Origin of the sequence: Streptomyces sp. WAC 01529, from assembly GCF_003945545.1 — a bacterium.
GTDB classification, from domain to species: domain Bacteria; phylum Actinomycetota; class Actinomycetes; order Streptomycetales; family Streptomycetaceae; genus Streptomyces; species Streptomyces anatolicus.
Window position 1 is genome coordinate 7,671,524 of sequence record NZ_CP029617.1, and the last position, 25,286, is coordinate 7,696,809.

General features: G+C 71.4%; 26 protein-coding genes. 17 read left to right on the forward strand and 9 right to left on the reverse strand.

Features of this window, described 5'->3' with window-relative positions; genetic code table 11:
* Nucleotides 1–7: 7 nt before the first annotated feature.
* The gene (locus DMA15_RS33910) at nucleotides 8–637 is read right to left on the reverse strand and encodes a M15 family metallopeptidase (protein ID WP_125516486.1); all 630 of its coding nucleotides are present in this window, start codon (nucleotides 635–637) and stop codon (nucleotides 8–10) included.
* A gap of 87 nt (nucleotides 638–724) precedes the next feature.
* On the opposite strand from DMA15_RS33910, the gene DMA15_RS33915 reads away from it, so the two are divergent.
* A complete protein-coding gene (locus DMA15_RS33915; RefSeq protein WP_125516487.1) occupies nucleotides 725–1,420 on the forward strand; it encodes a response regulator transcription factor in 696 nt (231 codons plus the stop codon).
* Nucleotides 1,413–2,537 carry a HAMP domain-containing sensor histidine kinase gene (locus tag DMA15_RS33920; RefSeq protein ID WP_206302891.1) on the forward strand — a complete coding sequence of 375 codons (1,125 nt, stop codon included), beginning with the start codon at nucleotides 1,413–1,415 and terminating at the stop codon, nucleotides 2,535–2,537. The genes DMA15_RS33915 and DMA15_RS33920 overlap by 8 nt, the downstream gene beginning before the upstream one ends.
* 41 nt (nucleotides 2,538–2,578) lie before the next feature.
* Here DMA15_RS33920 and DMA15_RS33925 read toward each other — a convergent pair whose 3' ends face one another.
* From DMA15_RS33925 to DMA15_RS33945, 5 genes are all read right to left on the reverse strand, one after another.
* The gene (locus tag DMA15_RS33925; protein ID WP_030793208.1) at nucleotides 2,579–2,905 is read right to left on the reverse strand and encodes a hypothetical protein; all 327 of its coding nucleotides are present in this window, start codon (nucleotides 2,903–2,905) and stop codon (nucleotides 2,579–2,581) included.
* Nucleotides 2,906–3,008: 103 nt separating this feature from the next.
* A complete protein-coding gene (locus DMA15_RS33930; RefSeq protein ID WP_240660082.1) occupies nucleotides 3,009–4,022 on the reverse strand; it encodes an SDR family oxidoreductase in 1,014 nt (337 codons plus the stop codon).
* Nucleotides 4,023–4,045: 23 nt separating this feature from the next.
* Complete coding sequence (locus tag DMA15_RS33935; protein WP_125516488.1) at nucleotides 4,046–5,230, reverse strand: alcohol dehydrogenase catalytic domain-containing protein; 1,185 nt, start codon at nucleotides 5,228–5,230, stop codon at nucleotides 4,046–4,048.
* Between the two features lie 212 nt (nucleotides 5,231–5,442).
* Nucleotides 5,443–5,838, reverse strand: coding sequence for a hypothetical protein (locus DMA15_RS33940; RefSeq protein WP_125516489.1), 396 nt, complete (start codon nucleotides 5,836–5,838; stop codon nucleotides 5,443–5,445).
* 65 nt (nucleotides 5,839–5,903) lie between these two features.
* Complete coding sequence (locus DMA15_RS33945; RefSeq protein WP_125516490.1) at nucleotides 5,904–6,302, reverse strand: hypothetical protein; 399 nt, start codon at nucleotides 6,300–6,302, stop codon at nucleotides 5,904–5,906.
* Nucleotides 6,303–6,563: 261 nt separating this feature from the next.
* On the opposite strand from DMA15_RS33945, the gene DMA15_RS33950 reads away from it, so the two are divergent.
* From DMA15_RS33950 to DMA15_RS33990, 9 genes are all read left to right on the forward strand, one after another.
* Entirely contained in the window at nucleotides 6,564–7,472 is a 909-nt protein-coding gene (locus tag DMA15_RS33950; protein ID WP_206302892.1) for a helix-turn-helix domain-containing protein, read from the forward strand.
* Between the two features lie 210 nt (nucleotides 7,473–7,682).
* A complete protein-coding gene (locus DMA15_RS33955; protein WP_125518191.1) occupies nucleotides 7,683–8,438 on the forward strand; it encodes an ABC transporter substrate-binding protein in 756 nt (251 codons plus the stop codon).
* A gap of 41 nt (nucleotides 8,439–8,479) precedes the next feature.
* Nucleotides 8,480–9,265, forward strand: a complete 786-nt coding sequence (locus DMA15_RS33960; protein WP_125516492.1) for an amino acid ABC transporter permease — start codon at nucleotides 8,480–8,482, stop codon at nucleotides 9,263–9,265.
* A gap of 5 nt (nucleotides 9,266–9,270) precedes the next feature.
* Nucleotides 9,271–10,104, forward strand: a complete 834-nt coding sequence (locus tag DMA15_RS33965) for an amino acid ABC transporter ATP-binding protein (protein ID WP_125516493.1) — start codon at nucleotides 9,271–9,273, stop codon at nucleotides 10,102–10,104.
* A gap of 199 nt (nucleotides 10,105–10,303) precedes the next feature.
* Nucleotides 10,304–10,720 carry an aspartate 1-decarboxylase gene (panD, locus tag DMA15_RS33970; protein WP_125516494.1) on the forward strand — a complete coding sequence of 139 codons (417 nt, stop codon included), beginning with the start codon at nucleotides 10,304–10,306 and terminating at the stop codon, nucleotides 10,718–10,720.
* A 67-nt stretch (nucleotides 10,721–10,787) separates the two neighbouring features.
* The gene (locus DMA15_RS33975) at nucleotides 10,788–11,192 is read left to right on the forward strand and encodes a GNAT family N-acetyltransferase (protein WP_125516495.1); all 405 of its coding nucleotides are present in this window, start codon (nucleotides 10,788–10,790) and stop codon (nucleotides 11,190–11,192) included.
* The gene (locus DMA15_RS33980; RefSeq protein ID WP_125516496.1) at nucleotides 11,186–11,890 is read left to right on the forward strand and encodes an aspartate/glutamate racemase family protein; all 705 of its coding nucleotides are present in this window, start codon (nucleotides 11,186–11,188) and stop codon (nucleotides 11,888–11,890) included. The genes DMA15_RS33975 and DMA15_RS33980 overlap by 7 nt, the downstream gene beginning before the upstream one ends.
* A 578-nt stretch (nucleotides 11,891–12,468) precedes the next feature.
* On the forward strand, nucleotides 12,469–13,491 hold the full coding sequence (locus tag DMA15_RS33985; RefSeq protein WP_125516497.1) for an acetylxylan esterase: 1,023 nt from the start codon (nucleotides 12,469–12,471) through the stop codon (nucleotides 13,489–13,491).
* A 120-nt stretch (nucleotides 13,492–13,611) separates the two neighbouring features.
* Nucleotides 13,612–14,823 (forward strand): transglycosylase family protein, encoded by a 1,212-nt coding sequence (locus DMA15_RS33990; RefSeq protein WP_125516498.1) that lies wholly within the window; start codon nucleotides 13,612–13,614, stop codon nucleotides 14,821–14,823.
* Between the two features lie 24 nt (nucleotides 14,824–14,847).
* Here the strand turns inward: DMA15_RS33990 and DMA15_RS33995 are convergent, their stop codons facing one another.
* Together DMA15_RS33995 and DMA15_RS34000 are read right to left on the reverse strand one after the other, a co-directional pair.
* Nucleotides 14,848–15,618, reverse strand: coding sequence for a LuxR C-terminal-related transcriptional regulator (locus tag DMA15_RS33995; RefSeq protein ID WP_125516499.1), 771 nt, complete (start codon nucleotides 15,616–15,618; stop codon nucleotides 14,848–14,850).
* A 31-nt stretch (nucleotides 15,619–15,649) separates the two neighbouring features.
* On the reverse strand, nucleotides 15,650–17,392 hold the full coding sequence (locus DMA15_RS34000; RefSeq protein ID WP_125516500.1) for an amidohydrolase: 1,743 nt from the start codon (nucleotides 17,390–17,392) through the stop codon (nucleotides 15,650–15,652).
* Between the two features lie 303 nt (nucleotides 17,393–17,695).
* Between DMA15_RS34000 and DMA15_RS34005 the strand changes: the two genes are divergently transcribed.
* From DMA15_RS34005 to DMA15_RS34030, 6 genes are all read left to right on the forward strand, one after another.
* The gene (locus DMA15_RS34005) at nucleotides 17,696–18,985 is read left to right on the forward strand and encodes an MFS transporter (protein ID WP_164551884.1); all 1,290 of its coding nucleotides are present in this window, start codon (nucleotides 17,696–17,698) and stop codon (nucleotides 18,983–18,985) included.
* A gap of 176 nt (nucleotides 18,986–19,161) precedes the next feature.
* The gene (locus tag DMA15_RS34010; RefSeq protein ID WP_125516502.1) at nucleotides 19,162–20,196 is read left to right on the forward strand and encodes a hypothetical protein; all 1,035 of its coding nucleotides are present in this window, start codon (nucleotides 19,162–19,164) and stop codon (nucleotides 20,194–20,196) included.
* A gap of 132 nt (nucleotides 20,197–20,328) precedes the next feature.
* Complete coding sequence (locus DMA15_RS34015; RefSeq protein WP_125516503.1) at nucleotides 20,329–21,498, forward strand: hypothetical protein; 1,170 nt, start codon at nucleotides 20,329–20,331, stop codon at nucleotides 21,496–21,498.
* On the forward strand, nucleotides 21,495–22,217 hold the full coding sequence (locus DMA15_RS34020; RefSeq protein ID WP_125516504.1) for an HAD-IA family hydrolase: 723 nt from the start codon (nucleotides 21,495–21,497) through the stop codon (nucleotides 22,215–22,217). The genes DMA15_RS34015 and DMA15_RS34020 overlap by 4 nt, the downstream gene beginning before the upstream one ends.
* Nucleotides 22,214–23,245 carry an aminoglycoside phosphotransferase family protein gene (locus tag DMA15_RS34025; protein ID WP_125516505.1) on the forward strand — a complete coding sequence of 344 codons (1,032 nt, stop codon included), beginning with the start codon at nucleotides 22,214–22,216 and terminating at the stop codon, nucleotides 23,243–23,245. The genes DMA15_RS34020 and DMA15_RS34025 overlap by 4 nt, the downstream gene beginning before the upstream one ends.
* Nucleotides 23,245–24,189, forward strand: coding sequence for a GNAT family N-acetyltransferase (locus DMA15_RS34030; protein WP_125516506.1), 945 nt, complete (start codon nucleotides 23,245–23,247; stop codon nucleotides 24,187–24,189). Before DMA15_RS34025 ends, DMA15_RS34030 begins: the two co-directional genes overlap by 1 nt.
* Here the strand turns inward: DMA15_RS34030 and DMA15_RS34035 are convergent.
* Nucleotides 24,186–25,241: a DMT family transporter gene (locus DMA15_RS34035; protein WP_206302893.1), complete on the reverse strand. Its 1,056-nt coding sequence runs from the start codon at nucleotides 25,239–25,241 to the stop codon at nucleotides 24,186–24,188. The genes DMA15_RS34030 and DMA15_RS34035 overlap by 4 nt on opposite strands.
* Nucleotides 25,242–25,286: the final 45 nt, after the last annotated feature.

Below are 25,286 nucleotides of genomic sequence, written 5' to 3' on the forward strand. Positions count from 1 at the left end.
CTACCGATCACTTCTGCATCCTCGGGTCCTGGGTGGGGTCGGCGTACATCTGCGGGCAACCGCGCCCGATCGCTTCGGGCCGCAGTTCGTAGTGCCAGGGTTCGTTCCGGTAGATCTGACAGAGTCCGTACGCGGCGCCGTGCTCGGAAAGCCACGCCGTCGCGGGGGAGCGCCCTATGTCGACCGCCTCCCCCGACACATGGGGGGACGTCTTCGCGGTGGCCACCCAACGGGCGGCCTCGGCTTCGGACCCGTACTCGGCGATCGCCTCGCGCAGCAGCCGCTCCTGGTACCGCGGGGAACGCCAGCCGCCGTTGACGTAGAGGGAGACTCCCTCGCTCGCGGCTTTCTCCGCGGCCCTGCGGAGGGCCTCGAGTAATTCCGGATCGAGCTTTGCCACAGCCGGAACGTCCTCGTCGAAGACCGTGGTGCCGTCGGGGACGGCACCGTGGGCGAATTTCGAGGGCGGGGCAGCCGAGGAGGAAGGGGAATGGGAGGAAGGAGGGGACGACGAGGAGTTCTGCGCCTGATATCCGAGGGTCGCGGCGATCGCCGCGATGACGGCTGCCACGCCGACGACAAGGCGTCGGTGAAGGGGGCCGGTCGAGGTCCGCGCTGAGAGTGGTGGCTGATTCATGCCGCCAGTCAAGGCAGTGCGGTGTTGCCGGCCCGTATGGGATTTTCGATACGCCGGCGATATGCGCGGGCTCGTAGCATCGAGACCATGCGCGTGTTGATCGTCGAGGACGAACCCTTTCTGGCGGAGGCCATCCGCGACGGCCTACGCCTGGAAGCGATCGCGGCCGACATCGCGGGAGACGGTGGCACGGCTCTGGAAATGCTGAGCGTCAACGCCTACGACATCGCCGTCCTCGACCGCGACATCCCCGGACCGAACGGTGACGAGATCGCGGCACGCATCGTCGCCTCCGGAACCGGCATGCCGATCCTCATGCTCACCGCCGCCGACCGTCTCGACGACAAGGCGTCCGGGTTCGAACTCGGCGCCGACGACTACCTGACGAAACCCTTCGCACTCCAGGAACTCGCCCTCAGGCTCAGGGCGCTCGACCGCAGACGCGCCCACAGCAGACCGCCCGTGCGGGAGATCGCGAGACTGCGGCTCGACCCGTTCCGCCGCGAGGTCTACCGGGACGGCCGCTATGTCGCCCTGACCAGGAAGCAGTTCGCCGTGCTCGACGTCCTGGTCGCCGCCGAAGGCGGTGTCGTCAGCGCCGAGGAACTCCTGGAGCGCGCGTGGGACGCGAACGCCGACCCGTTCACCAACGCCGTGCGCATCACCGTCTCGGCACTGCGCAAACGGCTCGGCGAGCCCTGGGTCATCGCCACCGTGCCGGGCGTCGGCTACCGCATCGACACGGCACCCGGCACCGGACCTCAGGGAGGCGGGCGTGGATAGGGCGCCCGGGCTGAGCGTGCGCGTCAAACTCACCCTCAGCTACGCCGGCTTCCTCATGGTCGCGGGCGCCATGCTGCTCGCCACCGTGTGGGTGTTCCTCCTGCGCAACGTCCCCGACGACTGGAACCGCCGACTACTCCACGAGAACCCCAACCGCCAGCTCCTCCTGCACAGCTTCGCCCCGGCGGCAGCGGCCGTACTGGCGTTCCTGCTCGTATTCGGCCTGCTCGGGGGGTGGATCCTCGCCGGCCGCATGCTCGCCCCGCTGACCCGGATCACGGAGGCCACCCGCACCGCGACGAACGGCTCACTCTCCCACCGGATCCAACTGCCGGGCCGCAAGGACGAGTTCCGCGAACTCGCCGACGCCTTCGACATGATGCTCGTACGGCTCGAAGCACACGTCGCCGAACAGCGGCGCTTCGCGGCCAACGCCTCGCACGAGCTGCGCACCCCGCTGGCGATCTCGAAGGCACTGCTCGACGTGGCCCGCACCGATCCGCACCACGACACCGGCGAACTCGTCGACCGCCTCCACGCCGTCAACACCCGCGCCATCGACCTCACCGAGGCGCTGCTCCTGCTCAGCCGCGCCGACCAGCGGTCCTTCACCCTGGAGTACGTCGACCTGTCCCTCGTCGCCGAAGAAGCCACCGAGACGCTCCTGCCCCTGGCGGAACAGTACGGCGTCACCCTGGAGACCAGCGGCGAGATCGCCTGCACGCGGGGGTCACCGGCGCTCCTGCTGCAACTGGCCACGAACCTCGTGCACAACGCGATCGTCCACAACCTGCCCGGACAGGGGACGGTGTGGGTCCATACCGGCATCCGGACCGGGGTCCATACAGGCGTCCATAGCGGCGGCGTCCGTACCGAGACGGTGGTACTCACCGTCGAGAACACCGGCGAGAAGCTCACCCCGAAGCTGACCTCGACCCTCACCGAACCGTTCCTGCGCGGCACCCGGCGCGTCCACGCCGACGGCGCGGGCGTCGGCCTCGGCCTGGCGATCGTCCAGACCATGACACGGGCGCACGACGGAACGCTCACCCTCACCCCGCGCCCCGACGGCGGGCTCCGCGTCACCGTGGAACTGCCCGCGGCCCGCCCCCGCTGAAGGGGCCCACGGCGGCCGGACCGCCGCGGGCCCCGCGCTCGTCAGCGGCCGAGCGCCTTCTTCAGCTGCTGCTTGTTCATCGACGAGCGGCCGTCGATGTTCTTCTTCTTCGCCTCTTCGTAGAGCTGGTCCTTCGTGGGGCCCTGGGCGCCGCTGTGCGAGCGCTCGCCGCCGCGCTGCGAGGCGGACTTCGGGTCCTTCGTCGACGTCCTGCTCGCGGTCTTGGACTCGCCCGAGCGGGCCCGCTCCTTGTTGACCGTCCGGGCCGCGATCTCCTTGGCCCGGCTCTTGGAGGCGCCGCGGTCCTCGGCGCTCTCCTTGATGTGTTCGTACTGACGCTCACGCTTGTTGCTGGATCCAGCCGGCATGGTGACCTCGCTCTCTCATGGCCACCGGACACACTGCGTGCTCCGGTGGCCTCCTTTCGGGCATATCGCCCAGTTTCGGCCCCCCTGTGCCCGGACGTCCCGCTCACCCCTTCGGGGTGTCCCCGTCCCGCTCGTTGTATGCGTCGGCGGCCCGTTCGTTCATCGCGCTCCCGGCCCGCTGGACGGTGCCGGCCACCGGCCCCCGGGGCGGGTCGATGTCCTTGCCCTCCCGCATACCCCGGGGGTGAGCGGGCGCCGCGGGCAGGAACCGCGCGGCGACGCCGCTCAGCCGGGTGGTCGTGGCCGGGGCGAGCCCGTGCGCCAGGTCGGCGACGCGCGCCCCGGGGGTGAGCACGAGGCGGGCCCGGCGCCGGACGGTGGCCCGCACGATCCGCTCGGCGGCGCGCTGCGCGTTCATCGACACCAGCGGGGCGCCCGCCAGCGTGGAGAACCACCCGTACTCCCGGTCCTGCGCGCCGCCGAACTCGGCGTGCAGATGCGAGCCGGTGCGCATCAGACCGGGGTATACGGCCGTCACGCTCACCCCGGACCCCGCCGTCTCGGCCCGCAGCCCCTCCGCGAGCGTGCCGACCGCGGCCTTGGCGCAGGCGTAGGGCAGCAGATGCGGAACGCCGAGGAGCCCGCCCACGGACGAGATCAGCGCCAGCCGCCCGCCGCCGGGGCTCTCCCTGAGGTAGGGGAGGGCCTCCAGCGACGCGTGCAGGGCGCCCTGGAAGATCGAGCGCATCGCGTCGTCGAAGTCCTCGGCCCGCAGCGACTCCAGCGGAGCGACCTGGATGATGCCCGCGTTCGCGATGACGAGATCGACGCCGCCGCAGTCCCTGTCGGCGGAGGCGAACAGCTCCCGCACGGCCGCTTGGTCCCGGACATCGCAGATCGCCGTACGCACCCTGGCCCGCGGCTGCCGGTGCAGGAGCTTGGCGCGCGCCCGGTCGAGTTCCCCGCGATCGCGCGCGGCGAGCGTGACGGCGCAGCCCCGGGAGGTCAGCCGGTCCGCCAAGAGGAGGCCGAGGCCGCGCGAACCGCCGGTCACGACGGCCGACCGCCCGCTCAGATCGTCGACAGCCCGGCCGCGGGGAGCTGATGCCTGGCGCACTGGGAACTCCTTGGTCGGCCCGGTCACGGGCGGAGAAGGGTCTTGATCATGCTGTCTTCCTTCGCCTGGAACGTCTCGTACGCCTTGGGGCCCTCCTCCAGGGAGAGGTGGTGGGTGGCGAAGCCGTCGACGCCGAGGGGGTCGTCGTCGGTCAGCAGCGGGAGGATGTCGTCGACCCAGCGCTTGACGTTGGCCTGGCCCATGCGCAGCTGGAGCTGCTTGTCGAACATCGTCAGGAGCGGCAGCGGATCCGCGGCCCCGCCGTAGACACCGGAGAGGGAGATCGTGCCGCCGCGGCGGACGATGTCGATCGCCGCGTACAGGGCGCCCAGGCGGTCGACGCCCACCTTCCCCATGACCTTCGCGCCGACGGCGTCGGGCAGCATCCCCACGCCCCACTGCGCCGCCTTGACCAGCGGCGCGCCGTGCGCCTCCATGCCGACGGCGTCGATGACGGCGTCCGTGCCGCGGCCCTTGGTCAGGTCGCGCACCGCCTCGCCGATGTCCTTGCCGTACCGGCGCAGATCCAGCGCCTTGACGCCGTCCCGGGACGCGCGGCTCAGCCGTTCGGGGACGAGGTCGACGCCCACCACCAGGCTCGCCCCGCGGTGCAGGGCGATGCGGGCGGCCATCGCGCCGATCGGCCCGAGACCGAGCACGGTCACGGTGCCGCCGGGCGGGATCGCGGCGTACTCCACGGCCTGCCACGCGGTGGGCAGCACATCGGAGAGGTAGACGAACCGGTCGTCGGGCGGGCCCTCGGGGACCTTGATGGGAAGCGTGTTGCCGAAGGGCACGCGCAGCAGTTCCGCCTGGCCGCCGGGCACCTGCCCGTACAGCTTGGTGTAGCCGAAGAGCGAGGCGCCCATGCCCTGCTCGCGGTTCTGTGTCGTCTCGCACTGGGAGTGCAGTCCGGCGTCGCACATGAAGCAGTCGCCGCACGAGACGTTGAACGGCACGACGACCCGGTCGCCCACCGCCAGCTCCGTCACCCCGGAGCCGATCTCCTCGACGATCCCCATGGGTTCGTGGCCGAGGATGTCACCGGCGTCCAGATAGGGCCCCATCACCTCGTACAGGTGCAGGTCCGAACCGCAGATGCCCGTGGACGTCACGCGGACGATCACGTCCGTCGGCTCCTTCAGTACCGGGTCCGGCACGGTCTCGACCCGCACATCGCGCCTGCCGTGCCACGTCAGTGCCCGCATCACTCTCTCCTCGCGGCGGCTGTCGTTCGAAGCCGCGGTGATCGCGGCTTCCCGCGCGCGGGTTCCCCGGTCGTGCGGCGTCATGCGGAGGCGACCGGTCGACCCCCGCGCGACGCGCACCTCGCCCTCCGGACGCGCACTCGCCCCCAGCAAAACCACATCGGCGCGCGCGTGCCAACAGCAGCGGGGCGTTCGGGTGTGGTGCGGACGCATCAGGGCCGGTTGTACCACCCGCACTTGAGTGTCGAGTTCGCATCGAGGCAGATCCTGACGGCCGTCGCCCCGCCGGGCACATCCGCGGGCAATTCGGCATTGAACTGGTATATCCCGTCGCACCGAGTGCGGCTGCTCCAAGTGCCGAGTTCGTTGCCAGAGGCACCGTACGTGCTGAACCACACCCTGCCGCAGCCGACGACCCGGTGTGTTCCAGCGGCCCCGACCGACCGGTCGCGCCACGTCAGGGTCCCGCGGACGGAGCTGGCGCCGATCGTGATGTCGAAAGGGGTGGTCGGGTAAGGGGCTGTCTGCGCGCCGGCGGCGGGAGCGCCCAGCAAGGTGCCCGCGGTCAGCACGACGGAACCGAGGGCGGCGGCGAGATGAGTCTTCATGTGATCTCCAGGATGGGGACTACGGCAGCCCGACCGCGGCTTCGGCGAAGCCGCGGTCGGCAGTACTAGTGCAGGCCGTCGATGCAGTAGCCGGCGCGGTAACAGGTCTGCCCCTTGAGGTACTTCTGGTTCTCGTCGGTCATGTAGACCCAGATGCTGTCGGACCCCCCGACGACGTCCGCGATAAGGGTGAAGTCCGCCGGCCCGGATCGATTGCACCAAGTGCTGCTGCTCTTGAAGTCCAGTGAGGTGTCACCGGCCCACGCCCGCGCGTAGACCCGCCGGCAATTGCTGGCCTTGAAGGAGGCGTCGATACCCACCGACCGGTTGGACCAGGTGGCCGTGCCTTTGTAGTAACTCGCCCCGTACACGATCGAGATGTCGGCGGCAGCGGTGCCGACGGCGGTCGCGGGTGTCGCCGCGAAGGCCATCCCGGCGACCGATGCGGCCGCGGTCACGGCCACGCCGACCCTCCTCGTGCGGCTCTTCACCTTCGGTGCGTCCTTCAACCTCACCATGACAACCACTCCCAGGTCCCTCGGGTGGACGTTGCTGCCGCTGTTCGGCGACACGACTTCACCACGGGGGAACGTCGCGCCGGAAAGCATTCGAGCCGGTTCAAATCCATCGCGACGACTGCTAGCGTCGGGACGGTGCTCACCCTGTGTGTAGACGCCGATACGGTGTCCAGGACACGGCTGGCGCCTTCACCCGCTTCGGAAGCCGTGGCGTGGCTGAGGCTCACCGCCGCGTCGGGACGGCACCCGGTCTTCGGGGATCCCGGACCACTCGCCCGAGCATCACTTGCCCATCCCGATGTCGCCCTGCTCGTCGACCTGTTGCCGCGGAACGGCGACACCTACAGACCTGACCTGCTCACCCCTCAGCCAGGAACGGACGCACAGCGCCGCGACCTGATCGACGAGCAGATCGCGCACATCGAGGCCGTGGCGCAGGACGACCTCGAAACCCAGGTCTTCACCCACACCCGGACCCACTGGAGCAGGCCGCTGCCGACCACCACCCGCCGGATCGCGGAGTCGGGGCAGATGCAGCGCCGTCTCGCCAACGGTCTCGCCCGGTTCTGGCGTGACACCTTGGCCGAGGGCTGGCCCGAACTGCGCTCGATCATCGATCAGGACATCGCCCACCGCGCGACAGCCGGCGCCACCCACGGCGTCGGCCGGACGCTCGGAACGCTCCACCCCGACATGGCCTGGACGGGCGACGCGATCACCCTCGCCAAGCCGTGGGATGCCGAAATCGATGTCATCGGCCGGGACCTGGTCCTCATCCCCAGCGTGCTCGACCGGCCCGCCGTCATCATCCAGGTCGACACCCCTGGGCAACTCGTCTTCTACTACCCTGCCCAGCGGATCGGAGCCGACCGGGATCGCGAGTCCGGAAAGATCGCGCAAGTGGTCGGCAACGCCCGGGCGGCCTTGCTGGCGGACCTCGAAACCGCCCGGTCCACCGCGGAACTGGCCGCCCGGACCGGATACACCCCGGGCACCGTCTCCTACCACCTCAGCGCCCTGCACCGCGCACGCCTCGTCACCAAGGTCAGAGACGGGCGGTACGTGCTGTACCAGCGGACCGCGCACGCGGCGGGCCTCCTGGAAGAAGCCCATTGAACTACTCGACGCTCCTACACAGTCCCGAAGGCAGGACAAGAGCCCTGGCCGGTGGCAGGATGCACCGCAACTCGCGCAGCACACAGCGCTGTTGACCTCGATCGCGCCCTGGATCGAGCCTGCCCTGGAGGTCCTGTGTCCGCTCGCCCCTCGAAGCCCGTTCGTTCCCCGGTGGCTGCCATAGCCCTGACCGCAGTCGCCGGACTGCTGATGGCGGGCTGCACCAGCACCAAGCCCGACAGCGACGGCGACAAGGGCGCCGCCGGGATCAAGCTCGTCTCGTCCGGCAAAATCAAGACCTGCACGCATCTGCCCTATCCGCCGTTCCAGTCGAAGAAGGACGGCGAGATCGTCGGTTTCGACGTGGATCTGGTCGACCTGGTCGCCAAGGAACTGGGGGTCGAGCAGGAGATCGTCAACACACCGTTCGAGGGCATCGAAACCGGCCAGGACTTCAACATCCGCAAGTGCGACCTGGCCGCCGCGGGCATGACGATCACCGACGAGCGCGACAAGGTCATGGACTTCTCGGACCCCTACTTCAACGCCACCCAGGCGCTGATCACCAAGAAGGGGAAGCCCTACAAGACCTTCCAGGACCTCAAGGGAAAGAAGCTCGGCTACCAGAAGGCCACCACCGGCGGCATCTACGCCAAGAAGGAGAGCAAGGGCCTCGACATGGAGCTCGTGGAGTACGAGGACGTCGGCCTGCTGCTCACCGCGGTCAAGGCCGGAAAAGTCGACGCGGGCATCAACGACAACGGCGTGCTCTTCGATTACATCAAGGACAACCCGGACACCGAGGTGACCGCGGAGTTCGACACCGGTGAGAAGTACGGGCTCGGCTTCCGCACGGGCAACGACTCACTGCGCAAGAAGGTCAACGAGGTCCTCAAGGAGGCTCGGACCGACGGCAGTTACGACAGGATCTACAAGAAGTGGTTCGGCACCACTCCGCAGAGCTGACCTCAAGCACGCAAACGGCTGACCAGAGGAGTTCTGCGCGTATGTCCATGTCCCGACGGCAGCGGGCACGGTTGTTCCGCGGCGTCCAGTACGCCGTGCTGTTCCTCGCCTTGGCCGTGTTCGCGCTGGTGGCCGACTGGGGGACGCTGCGCCAGGCGTTCTTCGACGTGGAGATCGCCAAGGCGCTGTTCCCCGAGGTGATCACCACCGCGCTGGTCAACACCGCCTACTACACGCTGCTCGGCTTCGGCTTCGGCCTGGGGCTCGGCATCGTGCTGGCGCTGATGCGGCTGTCCACGGTGCCTCCGTACCGCTGGATCGCGATCGCCTATATCGAGTTCTTCCGCGGCGTTCCCTCCCTCCTTGTGTTCATCGCGCTCGGCTTCGGTGTGCCGCTGGCCTTCGAGGTCGCGCTCGACATGGGCGTCACGGTGATGCTGTCCCTGGGCCTGGTGGGCGCCGCCTATATGGCCGAGACGATCCGGGCCGGCATTCTGGCGGTGCCCAAGGGGCAGACGGAGGCGGCCCGTTCACTGGGCATGTCACCGGGGCGTGCGATGGTGTCGATCGTGATGCCGCAGGCGTTCCGGATCGTGCTGCCGCCGCTGACCAACGAGCTGATCCTGCTCACCAAGGACTCCTCACTGGTCTATCTGCTCGGCCTCTCGCTCGGCCAGTTCGAGTTGGCCAACTTCGGCCGGGACGCGCTGAACGAGCACAAGAGCCTGACCCCGATCCTGATCGCCGGACTGCTGTATCTCGTCATCACCCTCCCGCTCGGCCATCTGGTGCGGCGGCTCGAGGCCCGTACGGCGAAAGCCAGGTGAGCACCGTGAAGCCGGACAAGGCACCCGACGCGCCCGCACCCTCGGGCCAGGCGATCGAGGTGCGCGAGCTGCGCAAGTCGTTCGGCGATCTGGAGGTGCTCAAGGGGATCGACCTCACGGTCGGGCGCGGTGACGTCGTGTGTGTCATCGGCCCTTCGGGCTCCGGCAAGTCGACCCTGCTGCGCTGCGTCAATCTCCTGGAACAGCCCACGTCGGGCACGGTGACGGTGGCCGGCACGGAGGTCACCGACCCCGATGTGGACATCGATCGCGTGCGCCGCCGGATCGGCATGGTCTTCCAGTCCTTCAACCTCTTTCCACACCTCACGGCGCTGGAGAACCTGACCATCGCGCAGCGCCGTGTGCTGCGGCGCGGCAAGGAGGAGGCGGAGCGCATCGCGCGGGCCAACCTCGCGCGGGTGGGCCTCGTCGACAAGGAGCGGTCCTACCCGGCGCAGCTCTCCGGGGGCCAGCAGCAGCGGGTCGCGATCGCCCGGGCGCTGTCCATGGACCCCGAGTTGATGCTCTTCGACGAGCCGACCTCCGCGCTCGACCCCGAACTGGTCGGGGACGTACTCGCGGTGATGCGCTCGCTCGCCCAGGAGGGGATGACGATGCTGGTGGTCACCCATGAGATGAGTTTCGCGCGCGAGGTCGCCGACCGGGTGGTCTTCATGGACGACGGAGTGATCGTCGAGGAGGGCACGCCCGACCGTGTGGTGGGCGACCCGCAGCACGAGCGGACCCGGACGTTCCTGGCGCGCGTACTCGATCCCGCGGCGGCGGAGGTGGGCGAGGTCCCGGACACGGGTCCGCACGACAAGCGCGTGGACCGCTGAGCGCGCCTCGGGGCGAATATCCCGGCGTACGGGCGCCTCCCGGTAGCTCATTTCGCGTAAACCGCACCAGGTGAGCGGCTTGCTCACCGCGGTGCACGATGTGGTGAAGAGCCCTCGATTCGAAGGCTGCCCGATGTACAGTGAAAGGCGCCCCTGACCTGCAAAAAGCTGGCAGGGAGCCGTCTCTCAGGAGTTCAAAGTGCTGCGTACTCTCTTCAAGTCCAAGATCCATCGCGCCACGGTGACCCAGGCAGACCTGCACTACGTGGGATCCGTCACCATCGACGCGGACCTGCTCGACGCCGCCGATCTGCTGCCCGGCGAACTCGTCCACATCGTCGACGTCACCAATGGCGCCCGCCTGGAGACGTACACGATCGCGGGCGAGCGCGGGAGCGGGGTCATCGGCATCAACGGCGCCGCAGCGCACCTCGTCCACCCCGGCGATAAGGTGATCATCATCAGCTACGCCCAGGTCGAGGACGCCGAGGCGCGGGCGCTGCGGCCCCGGGTCGTGCATGTCGACGAAGCCAACCGCATGGTGGCCCTCGGTGACGATCCGGCCGAGGGTGTGCCGGGGGACCCGGAGAGTGTGCGGAACCCGTTGAGCCTCTGAGCGGGGCTCCGCCTCCTCGACGGGCCGGCGCCGGCTGCGTGTCACGTACCGCGAGCGAGGAGAGTCGATGAGCGTCGAAATCCGTGACGATCGGGGCCGGGGGGTGCTCGAAGCGTTCGACGGCGACGGTGAGGCCCTCGGGCAGATCGTGTACTTCACGCTGGACGAGCCCGATGCCGTGCCGGAGGTCGCGCCGGAAGCCGCGCCCGAGGCGGCCCCCGTGCCGGTGGCCGTGGCCGCGCTCGTGCCGGTGCACACGGAAGTGGCGGCCGCGCATCAGGGCGAGGGCGTCGCGGGGGCGCTCGCCGGGGAGCTGTACGCCATCGCCGGGCGGGAGGGCCTCGCGGTCGTGCCGCTCTGTCCGTACGTCGTGAAGTGGGCCGAGCGCCATCCCGAGCGGGCGCCGGCCGCCTCCGACGATCTGACGCGGGCCGCGCTGGACAAGGTCCGGACGGATCCCTCGGCATGGTGACCCTGGGGCTGCTGCATACGTCGTCCGCTCACGTCCCCGTCTTCGACGGGTTGCGGGACGCGCACCATCCGGGCGTTGAGCTGCGGCATCACGTGGTGGAGTCGCTGCTTGAGCGGGCCCGGTCGGAAGGGCCGGAGGCGGTCGCGCCGGACGTGCGGACCGCTCTGCTGCGGGCCGCCGGGGCAGGCGCCGCGGCCGTGCTGTGCACCTGCTCCTCCATCGGCGGCGTTGCCGAGGCGATGGGGCCGGAAGTGGGCGTTCCGGTGCTCCGGGTCGACCGGCCCATGGCTGCCGCGGCCGTCGCCGCGGGGCCCCGGATCGTGGTGCTCGCCACCGTCGAGTCCACGCTGGGGCCGACCGTGGCGCTGGTCGAGGACGAGGCGCGCAAGGCTGGGCGGGAGGCCGAGGTGCGGTCCGTCGTGGTGGACGGGGCGTGGGAGCGGTTCGCGGCGGGCGACACGGAGGGGTGCGCCGCGCTCGTGGCGCGGGCGGTCTCCGAGGTACGGGACGCCGACGCGGTGGTGCTGGCGCAGGCGTCCATGGCGGCGGCGGAGGATCTCGTTCCAAGCGGGTCGGCGCGGGTGTTCTCCAGCCCCCGGGTGGGGCTTGATGCGGCTGTGGCGGCGGCGCGGGGGGCTGGCGGGGGCGCCTTGGGTGGCGGGGCGCCTGTTGCTGGTGGGGTGTCTGGGGTGTTGTAGGGCGACTGGGCAGCCGGACGCGGCTGAGCGGGCCGAGGTGGAGCCCCGTAAGGGGCGCGGGGAACTGCGCGCCCAGCCACAACGGCCCCGCGGCCTCCCGACAACCACCGAGTCCAACCGCTACCGCATCGGCCGCAGGCCGGTGGGCGCGACTGTTCGGCGGCGAGCGGCGGCGAGGCCCCGGGAATGGTGCCAGGCTTGGGGGCGGGGGGCTCGGGTAGGCGGGGGTGGAGCCGACGAAGCACTGGCTGGAGGATCGACATGACCCATCCGTTCCCTGACCCCGTACCGCCGGGCCCCTTCCCGGACCCGGACCCCGTGCCGCAGCCCGACCCGCGGCCCACGCCGGAACCGTCGCCGTCCCCGATCCCCCAGCCACCGGGGCCCGACCCGGTGCCCGAGCCCCAGCCGGGGCCGCTGTCCTGACGCTGATGTGAGGGGGCGGGGCCGCCGTGCCCTGCCCCCCATCCGCCGTGTCCTGCTCACCCGGGATCCGGGCGGGAGGGCGCCCCTGCCGGACCCGGGGGCGACTGGCATAGCGTGAGCCTCCGACACCGTGTCCGAAGGAGGAGCCGCCTGTGCCCCAGTTCGACCTGCCCCTCGATGAACTGCGCCGTTACCGGCCCGAGTTGCCGGAGCCCGACGACTTCGACGCCTTCTGGGAGAAGACGCTGCTGGAGGCGCGGCAGCACGAGCTCGACGCGCGGTTCGAGGCGGTGGAACTGCCGTTGCGGGGCGTACGGGTCCTCGACGTCACGTACGCCGGATTCGGCGGGCACCCTGTCAAGGGGTGGCTGGTTCTGCCCGCCGGAGCCGGAGCCGGAGCCGGAGCCCGAGCCGTATCCGGGGCCGGTGCCGACGCCGGGCAGGCGCTGCCCGCCGTCGTCGAGTACATCGGCTACGGCGGCGGACGCGGTCTGCCGCACATGCATCTGCTCTGGGCCACCGCCGGGTACGCGCACTTCGTCATGGACACCCGCGGGCAGGGCAGCGCGGGGTGGGCCCAGGGCGACACCCCGGACCCCGTGGGCAGCGGACCCGCGTATCCCGGGTTCATGACACGCGGCATCGAGGACCCGCACGACTACTACTACCGACGGCTGTACGTCGACGCGGTGCGGGCCGTCGAGGCCGTCCGCGCCCATCCGCTGGTGGACGCCTCGCGGGTCGCCGCGCTCGGGGTGAGCCAGGGCGGCGGCCTCGCCCTCGCGGTCGGCGGTCTCGTACCGGACCTCGCGGCCGTCGCGTCCGACGTGCCGTTCCTGTGCGATTTCCCGCGTGCCGCGACCCTCACCGACCGCCAGCCCTACAAGGAGATCGGCCTCTATCTGAAGGCTCGCCGGGGCGGGCAGGAGCGGGTCTTCCGGACGCTGTCGTACTTCGACGGCGTGCACTTCGCCGCCCGGGGGCGTGCGCCCGCGCTCTTCTCGGCCGCTCTGGAGGACCAGACGTGCCCGCCGTCCACGGTGTTCGCCGCCTTCAACGCCTACGCGGGAAGCGAGCGTTCCATGGAGGTGTACTCCTTCAATGATCACGAGGGTGGCGGCCCCTACCAGCAGGAAGTCCAACTGCGCTGGTTCGAGGGGTATTTGAGGGCATGATCGGCCAACGCCCCGTATGCGCCCGGCACTTGTCATGGATTGGTCCGACCGGCTAGCTTGCGGGCTTGTCGTGTGTCGCTGTGCGCAATCCGTGATGACGTGTGTCCAAGGGGGCTCGCCATGGCCGTACGAGGCCGGCACCGCCGGTATCAGCCGAACCGCATCAACCGCGCGTCACTCACCGTCACCGCGGGTGGGGCGGGCATGGCGCTCCCGCTGACCGTCGCGGGCACCGCCGGTGCCGCCGACGTCGCCACCTGGAACAAGGTGGCGGCCTGCGAGTCCGGCAACAACTGGAGCATCAACACCGGCAACGGCTTCTACGGCGGCCTCCAGTTCAAGCAGTCCACCTGGGAGGCGTATGGCGGTACGGCATACGCGCCGCGCGCCGACCGGGCCACCAAGGACCAGCAGATCGCCGTGGCCGAGAAGGTCCTGGACGCGCAGGGGCCCGGCGCCTGGCCGGTCTGCTCGGCGAGGGCCGGGCTCGCCAAGGGCGGCGGCTCGCCCGACATCGCCCCGGCCCGCGCCAAGGCGAAGCCGGTGAAGCGCGACGTCAAGGACGTCAAGCCGGAAGTGACCCCGCAGTCCGCCGCCGGTACCGCCGAGATGTACACCGTGGTGCGCGGCGACACCCTCTCCGAGATCGCCGACGACCGCCGGGTCAGGGGCGGTTGGCGCCAGCTGTACGACACCAACCGGCGGGTCATCGGCGCCGACCCCGACCTGATCACACCGGGCCAGCGGCTCTCCGTGCACGGCCAGGGGAAGCGTGCCCCCCAGGGGGCCACGGGAGACAAGAGGACCGCCGAGCGGAAAGCCGCCGACAGGAAGGCCCCGGAGCGGAGCGCCCCGAAGAAGAGCGCGCCGGAGAAGAAGCGGGAGGTGCCCGCACCGCGCACCGAGAAGGCCGAGCCCGCCGCTTCCACGGCGGCCGTCGCCCCCGTCGCCGCCTCGCCCAGCACCCCCTACCGCGCGGCGGGCCGCTCCTGGTCGAAGGGGTACCACACCGGCGTCGACTTCGCCGTGCCCACCGGCACGTCCGTGAGGGCCATAGCCGCGGGCCAGGTCGTCTCCGCGGGCTGGGGCGGCAGCTACGGCTACCAGGTGGTCATACGCCACGCCGACGGCAAGTACAGCCAGTACGGGCACCTGTCGGCGCTCTCGGTCAAGGCGGGCCAGAAGGTCGGCGCGGCCCAGCGCATCGCCCGGTCGGGCTCGACCGGCAACAGCACGGGCCCGCATCTGCACTTCGAGGTGCGGTCGGGACCGGGCTTCGGCTCCGACATAGACCCACTCGCCTACCTGCGGGCCCGGGGCGTACGCATCTGAGGCGGGCTGCCGGCCCGGCGGCTGTCAGCGGGCCGGTTCGATCCCCCAGGCGGCGGCTCTGGCGGCGGCGGCCGCGCGGTTGGGGAGGTCGAGCTTGGTGAGGATGTGTTCGACGTGGGTGCCCACGGTGCGGGGCGTGATGTACAGCCGCTCGGCGATCTCCCGGTTGGTGCGGCCGGTGGTCAGTTCGGCCAGCACCTGAAGCTCCCGTGGCGAGAGCCCGCCGGGCCGCCGTGCTTCCGGGGTGGCCTCCTCGGCCGGCCCCTCGGCGGACGTGCCGACGCGGGGGTCGAGGGCCGCGGCGAGGGACTCGGTGAGCAACGTGACCACGGCGCGCGCCGGGTCGGGCGTGCGCCGGGGGCGGCGCGTGCTGACGTTCAGCATGCCGACGTACCGTCCGTCGGAGGCGAACAGGCACTGGGCCACCCCGTCCTCGATGCCGAGGGGGGCCAGGACCTCCTGGAAGCCGGGCGAGGACGCCAGGAGCCGGCCGGGGACGTCCCTGAGCCAGAGGCCGTCCCGGGCCGGGCCGCGGAGCACGGTGAAGACCGGGTCGTGGTGGAGGCGGGCCTCGATGTAGGCCGTGGCGTCGTCCGGATAGCTCCCGGCCAGCGTGGTGTGGCGGCGACGCAGGGGATCCCACCGGGCCAGGGACGCGTGGTCGTACTCCACCACCTCCGACAGCGCCGCCAGGACCGTGTCGACGCCGGCCGCACCCCTCGTGGCGCTCCTGGCCGCCTCGCGGACGTGGACGGCCGCGTCCAGGATGTCCGCCGTGCTCCGCTCCGTTGTCATTCTCCGAGGATGATCATGTGCCCGGAGTACGTCAATCGCGCTCGGTCGGGCTCTCTCCCTCGGTTGACTCCCGCTCACGAAGAGTGTCGTGCACGACCTGCCCGTCCACGACGGTGAGCACGACGGGCATTTGAGGGATGTCGTGGGGGTCGGCGCCGAGCAAGTCCCCGTCGAGCACGCAGAGGTCGGCGACCTTGCCCGGCTCCAGGGAGCCCTTCCAGTCGTCGGCGAAGTCCTGCCAGGCCGCGTCGATCGTGTACGTACGGATCGCCTCGGCCAGACCGATGCGCTGCTCCGGGCCGCTGACCCGGCCCGCGGCCTTCGACTCGCGCAGCACCATGGTGGCGATGCCCTGGCGCCAGTCGGGGTCCGTGACCGGGGCGTCGGAGCCGCTCGCCACCCGTACGCCCGCGTCGATGGCATCCCGGTAGGGCCACGCGTACGCCGCGCGCTCGGTGCCGACGAACTCCTCCTCCATGTCGGCGACGGTCCACTTGATGGTGGGGTTCATGTTGACGCCGAAGCCGTGCGCGGCCAGCACCTTCATGCTGTGCGGGGTGAGGAAGTCGCCGTGGATGACGTAGTGGCGGGCGTCGGGCCGGGGGTGCTCGGCCATGGCCGCCGCGAAGGAGTCCGCGACGGCGTCGCAGCCCCGGTCCCCGGTGACGTGGACGCCCAACTGGTGCCCGGCGACGTGGGCGTGCCGGATCATGGCGTCCATCTCGGCGGTCCGGTCGGCGTCGGTCTCCCCGCCCACGCACAGGGAGCCGCAGCCGCCGCCCACGTACGGCTCGTTCATCCAGGCCGTCTTGTTGGGCACGACACCGTCGGCGAAGATCTTGACCCCGTGGATCGCGAGGCGGCGCGGATCGGCCTCGCCGCACGCGGCGAGTCCGGCCAGGGAGCGGGCGAACTCCTCGGCGGTGCTCGCCATTCCGGTGGGCAGCAGCAGGACGCCGAGGCGGGCGGTGAGTTCGCCGTCGGCCAGCAGCTGACGGTAGACGTCGAGGGTCTGCGTGCCGAGCGCGCCGCGCATGATGCCGTCGCCGCCGGGGCCGAGCCCGGGCTCGGTGTAGCTGGTGATGCCGAGCCGGGCGAGCGAGGCGAGGGCCGACTTGACCGCGTCGATGCGCTCCTGCCGGCTCAGCGGCGGCAGCGCGTTCTGGATGAGGGCCTGCGCTCCCTCGTGGAGCAGCCCGGTCGGCTCCCCTTCCCCGTCCACGACGATGGCCCCGCCGGGCGGCGCGACGGTGTGCGCGTCGATCCCGATGAGTTCCAGCGCCTTGGAGTTGACCCAGGTGGCGTGCCCGGAGAAGGAGTACAGGACGACGGGGTGGTCCGGGCTCACGGCGTCGAGGTCGTGCCGCGAGGGCATCCGCGACGGATCGGCGACACACTCCGCGAGATAACCGGGGTCCCAGCCGTGCCCCGTGATCCACTGCCCGCCCGGAACACGCCCGACGGCCTCCCGTACCGAGTCGGCCACGTCCGCGAGCGAGGAGACGGCGGGGTGGCCGACGTCGAGGGAGAGCGGAGGCGACGCCATGCCGTAGGCGCACCCGTGCAGATGGGAATCGTTGATCCCGGGAAGGAGCGTCGCACCCCGCAGATCGACGACCCGGGTGCCGGGCCCGACGAGCGGCGCGACATCGTCCCGCGTGCCGACGGCGCTGATGACCCCGCCGCTCACCGCGAGGGCCGAGGCGACGGAGAACCGCGCGTCCACGGTGACCACCTGCCCGCCGAAAAACACCAGATCCGCATACGTGTCCACAGAAGGGTCCTCTCGAAGAACCGGGCGCACCGGGGCCGCCCGCGAACGATCTCCCGAGGACTATGGCGGCGCCCCGGCCCTCCCCGCATCGGTCGACCGACCGATGGCAGCGGGTCGGCTCAGCTGCTTTCAGGACAGTGGCGAGAAATCCGGCCAGACCTCGGTCCGCGTGATCCCGAGTACCCGGTGAAACCCTTGACGTCTCAGCAGGTGGACTATTAGCCTCATGATCGTTTAATCACATTAATTGCGGGTTCAACCTGCACGGGGGAATGCGGTAAAAGTGCTCGGAAGTTCGAGATCGTGTCCGTGACGAATAAAGAGAAGACGGAGGGAGGGAAACAGAAGGCAAAGTTCACGCCCCTCCTCAAGGCCCCGGTATTCCGGCGGTTCTTCATCAGCCGCGCCATTTCTCTCATCGGTGACGCGGTCGTGCCGACCGCCCTGGCCCTCAGTCTCGTGGCGCGCGAGGCCTCCGCCGTCTGGCTCGGCGCCATGATGGCCGCGGCGATCCTCCCCAAGGTCCTCCTCCTTGCGATCGGGGGAGTGGCCGCCGACCGACTGCCCAAGCGGCCGTTGATGGTCGCCTCCTCGGTCGTGTGCGGGCTCGCCCAGATCGGTACGGCGGCGGTCTTCCTGGCCGACCTGCCCCTGGGGTGGGCGCTCGCCTGCCAGGCCGCGTTCGGCATGTCGATGGCGATCGGCTACCCCGCGACGTTCGGCTACCTGCCGCACTGCGTCGAGCCCGCGGACCTCGGCGCCGCCAACGCCCTCGTCGGAGCGTGGACCGGGACGGCGTCCCTGCTCGGCCCCACCGTCGCCGCGGTGAGCGCCGCGCTCGGGCCGCCCTCCGTGGCGCTCGCGGTGGACGGGGCCTCCTTCCTGATCAGCGCCGCACTCCTGGCGGGCCTGCCGCGTGGGGAGTCCACCGGACCGCCCCGGCCCGCGGGGGCCGGGCTGCGCGAGGGCTGGCAGGCGCTGCGCGGCCTGCCCTGGCTGCTGCGGATGACGGTGGTCGACAGCCTCATCCTGCTTCTGGTCGCCGCGCCCTTCATGGTGCTCGGGCCCGGCATCGTGCAGCGCCTCACCCCCCATGGGTGGGCCCTGCTGATGGTCTCCTTCGCCCTGGGCGAGCTGCTGGGCAGTCTCGCCTGCGGCCGCGCGCGGCTGCGCCGCCCGATCCTGACCGCCGCGCTCGGACTGCTGGCGATGGGTCTGCCTCCCCTGCTGCTCGCCTCGGGCGCGGGAGTGCCGGCCCTGTGCGCCGCACAGTTCCTCGCGGGCGGAGGCATCGCCGCGTACGGCGTGCTCGTCAACACCGCCATCCAGCAGACCGTTCCGGCCGACCGGCTGTCCCGGGTCGGGGCGATCTCCTCGATCGGCTCCTTCGCCTTCCTGCCGCTCGGGTATGTGCTCGCCCCGCTCCTCGCGAGCGTCGTCGGCCCCGAGCCGTTGCTGTGGATCGCCGCGGTCTGGACGTTCGCCTCCGTCGGTGCACTGGTCTCGGACCGTGCCCTGCGTGAATTCGGCCCCCGTTCATCCGCCGAACCCGCCCGGGGTGCCTCGGGACGAGAACCTGGAAAAGAGCAATGATGCCGGTCACCCGTCATTCCAGCGTGGCCGACTGGGCCCGCGGCATATCGCCGGGATTACCGGCACCGGAAATAGAGAGGACCGTTCCGTGGCTGACCGCGGAGGAAGGGAGAATCAGCCGTGAGCAGTACGTTCTCGGTTCCGGACCGATTGACTCCGGAAATTGCGATGCGCCGTTGCCCGGAGGTCTCGGCGCGCAATTCGCGACCTGTTATGTGATTCCGCACGACTGCCCGCACACCACCTACGCCACCTGGTCCGTCCTCTTCGGCTCCCCGGTACGGGACCTCCTGCACCGCCTGCCGGACGACGCGCGGTCGGACCGGCTGCGGCAGGCGGCGGAGCTGGGGCGGCGGGTGCGCGTGGAGGACACCGACACCCTCGCCGTCATCTCACCCGGATCGACACGGCCGGGTGTCACCGCGGGCGGGGAGCGGGCCCTGGCCGCTCTGGTGTCCGGCGCCGAGCGGATCGCGGCCGAACAGGGCCTGCCGGTGGTCGAGTTCGGCAACGTACGCGACGAACCCGAATGGACCGCGCTGCACCGGATCCTGCGCGAGCGCGGGTACGTGCCGGTGACCACCGGAGCCGACGCGGTCCTCGACGTCCCCACCGAGGGGCTCGACGCCTACTTCGACGGTTTCCGCTCCCACCGGCGCAAGGTGCTCCGCAAGGAACGGGCCCGCTTCCTGGACCGTCGGCCCCGCGTCGCCGTCCTTGGCGCCGAGGGCCTGACCCCCGACCTGGTGGAGCTGCAGCTCGACCGGTACCGGCGCTACGGGCACGAGGCCGACGCCGATGCCGTACGCGACCGGTTCCGGCGCGCCCTTTCGATCCCGGGACTGCGCGTCCTGCGCGCCGACGGCGAGGGCGGCCCGCTCGGGTTCGTCGCCTTCTACGAAGATCTCCCGCACCGACGCCTCGTGCCCCGCCTCGGCGCGTTCAGCACCGAGGACCGGGGCAGCTACTTCAACCTCGCCTACTACGAACTCATCGCCCACGCGGCGCGAGGCGGCGGCTTCCGCATCCACTACGGGGAGTCGACTTACGGCGCCAAGGCCGCCCGCGGTTGCCGACTGACCCGGCTCGTGACCTACTTCCGCGCCGCCGACCCGCACCTGCACGACGCCCTCACCGCCGCCGGAGCCCTCCGTTCCCACCTCGAAGAGCGGGAGATCACCGCCGCCGAGGGCACATACGCCGCTTCCTGACCGCAGGCCACGGCCCCCGGTCACCGCGCGGTGACCTGGCCATCACACCGGGCCCGATCCGGCCCCCGGCGCGCGCACTGCCGCGTGCGGGCCGGTTCAGCTTGCCCTTCCCAGCGAGGAGAGAGACCACCCATGACCGCATCCGGTACCAGGACGCCCCTCGTCGGCATGGAGGTCTTCCGTGCCGCAGCCGACGTACGGCACCTGAACTCCGTGGACGTCGCCGGCGAGACGCACCCGCTGTCCCCCGTCTCCAGCGGCTTCGTCACCCTCCGCCCCCGCGGATTCAAGGAGGACATGACCGCGGTCCTCGGCGCACTCGGCTGGGGGCGGCCCGTGGCGTTCGTCGAGGACGCCTGCGGGCTGGCCGAGTTCACCGCGGCGGCCACCGAGTCCGAGTACCTGCCGGCCGTGGAGGGCAGCGCCGAGCCCGTCGCCTTCGTGGTGCCCACCCTGTTCCGCAACCGCCGGGCCGGATCGATCGAGCGGCGTCTGACGAAGCGGAGCGCGACTGCCTTACCGCTCCCGTGCGCCGCCGCGCCCAGAGAGGCCGCGCCCAGAGACGCCGCCCACCTCTCGAAGCCCCAGCGCGTACGCGCCGTGGGGGTGGGTCCCTGGACGCCCGCCGGAGGCGAGGAGGCCCTCGGCTCCCTGGACACCGGTTGTCCCGTGGTCATGACCGACTGGACGTACCGCCACACCTTCACCAGGACCCCCGGCCACGAACGGTTCCGGCCGCACGTACTCCCTTACCGCTACGGCGACTTCGACCAGAACATCGACCAGGTGGACGAGGCGCTGAGCGAGCTGCACGCCGCCGGCCACGACCGCGTCGGCCTGCTCGTCGAGGGCAACCCCGACACCTACGACGTCCTCGACGGCCTCCCGCTCACCGGCCGTGAAATCCACGTCACACCCGGTATCCCGATCGGCCTGCTCGCCGCCGCGCAGACCGCCCGGTACTTCTGGGAGGACCCCTTCGACCGGTCCTTCGCCTACCTCTCGGGGCTCCACGGCCGCCACAGCCTGCCACCCCAGCAGTTCCTCGGCGAACTCACCAGCTACCTCTCCGCGGGCATCACCTGCGTCCTGGTGGAGATGCACAAGGGCGATGTCGAACTCGCCCTCGAAGCCGTCCGGCTCTGCGGCCAGGAGAAGTCCGCCGTGCTGATGAGCAACCACTTCTCCAGCGAGGAGGAGACGGTCTTCCTTCCCGGCACCCCGGAGGGGCTCCGGGCAGGGCTGCCCGCCGACCGAGGGGGCCTGTCCACCCTGCTGATCGCCGATGGAGGCCTGCGATGACCCGCGACCTGCTGCCCGCCGTACTGTTCGACGCCGCCGACACCCTGCTCGAACTCACCCCCGCCTTCCCCGAACTGCTCTCCACCCCCTGGCTCGGGGACGAGGGGGCACCCTCGGCGCAGGACGTGCGCGAAGCACTGTGGGCCATCGGCGCGGAAGGCCACTGGCCCGACGACGAGGCCGACCCGGGAGCCCGGCTGACCATGTGGACCGTGTTCTTCCGGGACGCCCTGCGCCGCGCGGGCGGCGCCGACTCCCTCCCGGCCGCCCGGCGCGCGGCCCGCTACGCCCTGGACCCCGCGAACTACCGCCTGTACCCCGACGTCCTGCCCTGCCTCGACGCACTCCGGGCATCCGGCCACCAGCTGGCCCTGGTCTCCAACTTCGACGGCTGGCTGCGGGAGATCCTCGCGGCACACCAACTCACCGACCGCTTCGACGAGATCGTCATCAGCAGCGAGGTCGGCCATGAGAAACCCCGCCCGGAGATCTTCGACCTGACCTGCCGAAGGCTCCGACGCCCCCCAGGGGAGTGCGTGTTCATCGGTGACTCGCTCGTCGTCGACGTCGACGGCGCACGGGCCGCCGGCATGCACCCCCTCCTCATCGACCGCTACGCCCGCTTCCCCGACCACCCCGGCCCCAGGATCACCTCGCTCGAGACCCTGGCGGAGCTCGTGGCCCACCTCCCGCTCGCCCTCCCGAAGGACGCACGATGACGCACCCGACGCCCCGCGACACGGCAGCCGACACGGCAGTCGACACGGAGGTCGGCACGGCAGTGGACACCGACGCGGTGGCCCGCTCCGTCGCAGCCGAACACGGGCTGGTACCGCGCGGACCGGCCGGCGAGGGAGTGGACTTCGTGGTCCACCGCGTCGGCCGCCCCGGACTCGGCGACGCGGTGCTGCGCATCCCCCGGCACCGGCTGTACCTCTCCCCGTACGGCGACGTCGACAGCGCGGACCTGGTCCGCCAGGAGCACGCGATAGCCGCCCGCCTCGCCCCACTGGGGCTGCCCGTGGCGGCACCGCTCCAGCTGATCGAACGGCCGGACGGACTCCTCGTCTCCGTCGCCGCCCACGTCGAACACGACGACGTCCCCCTCGACGGCCGTGACGTAGGCCGCTTCCTCGCGGCACTGCACGCCACGACACCCCCCAAGACACCGCTCGCGTACCAGGCACCAGGCGATTTCACCGGCTTCTTCGTCAAACGGCTCGGAGACCGGCACGCCAACCTGCGGCGCGCGGCTCCGACCTTGCCGCCGCTGCCCGCGCCCCCACACATCGGCGCGGCGCTGGAGGCCGTGCGCACCCCGCACCGGCTGCTGCATCTCGATGTCCGGCGGCAGAACCTGCTGAGCCGCGCGGGCCGGCTCCAGGCGGTCGTCGACTGGTCCAACGCCCTCGTCGGACCGCCGCTCATGGAACTCGCCAGAGTCGCCGAGTACGCCCTGCTGCCCGACAACGGGATCGACGCGACCGCGGTCCTGGCCGGCTACGCGGAGTCGCTCGCCGCACCCGACCTCGAATCCCCGGCGGCCCTGCTGTACCGCCTGGACACCGCCATCATGCTCGCGCTGGTCTTCCACAGCGTGGCCCCGGACGCCGAGCGCGCCCAGATCCTCGCCGCACGGGCGGAAGACCTCCTCGGGCTCCTGCACACCGGCGGAGACCCGGCGCGGCTCGTGCGCCCCGCGGCCGGAGCCGGTAGGACTCCCGACCGAGGGGAGCGGCAGCACTGATGGACGTCGTCGACCGCTACGGACTCACCGTCGCCGAACTCACCACCGAAGAGGCCCTCGACGTGACCGGGCCCTGGCGCGGGCCCGCCGTCGACCTGCTGCGGGTGGTCGATCCGCATCCCGACGACCGGACCGCCCTCACGGCCGCCGGATTCGCCGTGAAGCCGAGCTGGGTCAACTGGGTCGCTCCGCTACGGGACTCCGAGGCCGCCTTCCTCGGTGCTCTCGGCGCCAACGAGCGGCGCAAGGTGCGCCGGGGCCTTGACCTCGCCGCCTCGTCCGGGCTGAGCGTGCGGGTGCGGCCGGAGCTGGAGGAGGGCCCGCTCGAGGAGTTCCTCGGCGTGTACGAGGCGCAGGTCGCCGGCATGCGCAACGGCCTGAACCTGGCCCGCGCCGAGCAGCGGACACTCCTGGAGCGCTCCGGTTCCCACATCGGCGTCTATGCCTACGAGGGGGGCCGCATGGTGGGCGGGTGCATCTGCTGGGTGCGGGCGGAGGACTCACTCCTGCAACTGCGGTACGTGGCCACCGCCGCGGTCGACCAGCGCGGCGCCCTGACCCGCGCCGTGTACATGGCGGCGTTCCAGGCAGGCCGGGAGCTGGGCTGCGCCCGTATGTCCCTGGGGAACGACACTTCCCTGTACGGCCACGTCACTTCCCCCGGCCTGTACGGGTTCAAGAAGCGGCTCGGCTTCACACCGCTGCCCTCGGGGACCGTCGACCCAGGGGCGGGCGGTGACGAGGCGGACCGCTTCGTGTCGCTGCGCGCCCTGACCGACCCGTCGCTCCTGCTCGCCCACGACACGGGGTCCGGCACGGACGACTCCCGGGGCCTCCGGCTGCATGTCCTCGCCTCACGGGACGACGTGGACGTGGCGCCCTACCGCGCGGACTTCCTCAGCGGGGTCACGGTAACCGTGATCCCGGAGGCGTCGCCGTCCTAGGAGCCGATGCGCTCGCGGCGCCTGGAGTGCCGGTGCGGGGTCCCGCAGTGCGCCCGGGCGGGCGCCGCGGGCTGGGGCGGCACGGCGGGGAGAGTCTCAAGGGCGCGGCCCGCCTCGGCCACGACGGGCTCCGGGCGTACGCGCGGCGCTTCCTGGAGTGTGCGGTCCTGGGCCGTACGACCCTGGGCCGGGGGGCAGGGCTCGGGCGCCGTCGACGTCTCCCGGGCGATCCGCTCGCTGGTGAGCAGGATCAGGCCACCGGCCGCGACGACCGCGCAACCCAGCGCCAGGAGGGTGCCCGTCATGCCGTAGCGGAAGGTTTCTCCGAAGAGGGTCAGGCCGACCGCCGCCGCCACCACGGGGTTCACGACGGTCACCGTCGACAGCGGTGCCGCCAGGCCCGCGCCCCGGTACGAGGCCTGCGAGAGCAGCACCCCGGCCGCCGCGAGCACGGCGATCACACCGAGGCTCGGCAGCTGCTGGACGAGCGCGACATCCCGGTCCCAGTCGACCGCCACCGTCTTGGTGAAGACCGAGGCGATGCCGAACGCCGCACCGGCCGCGCAGGCGAGCAACACGCTGCGCACCACGGGGTGCCGGTGCGCCGCGTGCGCCGCCACCATCAGGGCGAGGACCCCGCCACCCGTGACCAGGCCCAGCATGACCCGCTCCGCGCTGTCCAGGGACTGCGAGCCGGACGCCGAGGTGAGAGAAAGGAGCCCGGCGAGCCCCACCGTCGCCATGATCGCGCCGCGCCACGCGGTGGCCCCGGCCCGGCGGCGCACGAACACGGCCGCCATCGGCAGCGCGAAGACGATCGTCAGGGCGCCCAGCGGCTGGACCAGGCTGAGCGGGCCGTAGGCGAGCGCCACCACGTGCAGGAGCGCGCCGAGGCCGTTCAGGGCGATCGCCGTCCACCAGGTGCCGCGCCGCAGCGGCGCGTACCGCTGGTCCGGCGTGGTCGCCGCCACGCGCTCCTGGAGGATCGCCCCGCCGGCGTACGCCACCGCGGAGACGAGGGAGAGCAGCACGGACAGCGCGAGGGCACTCATGAGGTGCTCCGCGGTGTGCGGTGCGTCCGGTGGTCCCGGCGAGAC

What these genes read in the sequence shown, in the direction of transcription:
- DMA15_RS34020 (WP_125516504.1), top strand. Translation starts at nt 21,495, where the DNA reads ATGACCCGCGACCTGCTGCCCGCCGTACTGTTCGACGCCGCCGACACC.
- DMA15_RS33960 (WP_125516492.1), top strand. Translation starts at nt 8,480, where the DNA reads ATGTCCATGTCCCGACGGCAGCGGGCACGGTTGTTCCGCGGCGTCCAG.
- DMA15_RS34015 (WP_125516503.1), top strand. Translation starts at nt 20,329, where the DNA reads ATGACCGCATCCGGTACCAGGACGCCCCTCGTCGGCATGGAGGTCTTC.
- DMA15_RS33990 (WP_125516498.1), top strand. Translation starts at nt 13,612, where the DNA reads ATGGCCGTACGAGGCCGGCACCGCCGGTATCAGCCGAACCGCATCAAC.
- DMA15_RS33910 (WP_125516486.1), bottom strand. Translation starts at nt 637, where the DNA reads ATGAATCAGCCACCACTCTCAGCGCGGACCTCGACCGGCCCCCTTCAC.
- DMA15_RS34025 (WP_125516505.1), top strand. Translation starts at nt 22,214, where the DNA reads ATGACGCACCCGACGCCCCGCGACACGGCAGCCGACACGGCAGTCGAC.
- DMA15_RS33940 (WP_125516489.1), bottom strand. Translation starts at nt 5,838, where the DNA reads ATGAAGACTCATCTCGCCGCCGCCCTCGGTTCCGTCGTGCTGACCGCG.
- DMA15_RS34030 (WP_125516506.1), top strand. Translation starts at nt 23,245, where the DNA reads ATGGACGTCGTCGACCGCTACGGACTCACCGTCGCCGAACTCACCACC.
- DMA15_RS33935 (WP_125516488.1), bottom strand. Translation starts at nt 5,230, where the DNA reads ATGCGGGCACTGACGTGGCACGGCAGGCGCGATGTGCGGGTCGAGACC.
- DMA15_RS34035 (WP_206302893.1), bottom strand. Translation starts at nt 25,241, where the DNA reads ATGAGTGCCCTCGCGCTGTCCGTGCTGCTCTCCCTCGTCTCCGCGGTG.
- DMA15_RS33980 (WP_125516496.1), top strand. Translation starts at nt 11,186, where the DNA reads ATGGTGACCCTGGGGCTGCTGCATACGTCGTCCGCTCACGTCCCCGTC.
- DMA15_RS33995 (WP_125516499.1), bottom strand. Translation starts at nt 15,618, where the DNA reads ATGACAACGGAGCGGAGCACGGCGGACATCCTGGACGCGGCCGTCCAC.
- DMA15_RS33915 (WP_125516487.1), top strand. Translation starts at nt 725, where the DNA reads ATGCGCGTGTTGATCGTCGAGGACGAACCCTTTCTGGCGGAGGCCATC.
- DMA15_RS33925 (WP_030793208.1), bottom strand. Translation starts at nt 2,905, where the DNA reads ATGCCGGCTGGATCCAGCAACAAGCGTGAGCGTCAGTACGAACACATC.
- DMA15_RS33975 (WP_125516495.1), top strand. Translation starts at nt 10,788, where the DNA reads ATGAGCGTCGAAATCCGTGACGATCGGGGCCGGGGGGTGCTCGAAGCG.
- DMA15_RS33955 (WP_125518191.1), top strand. Translation starts at nt 7,683, where the DNA reads ATGGCGGGCTGCACCAGCACCAAGCCCGACAGCGACGGCGACAAGGGC.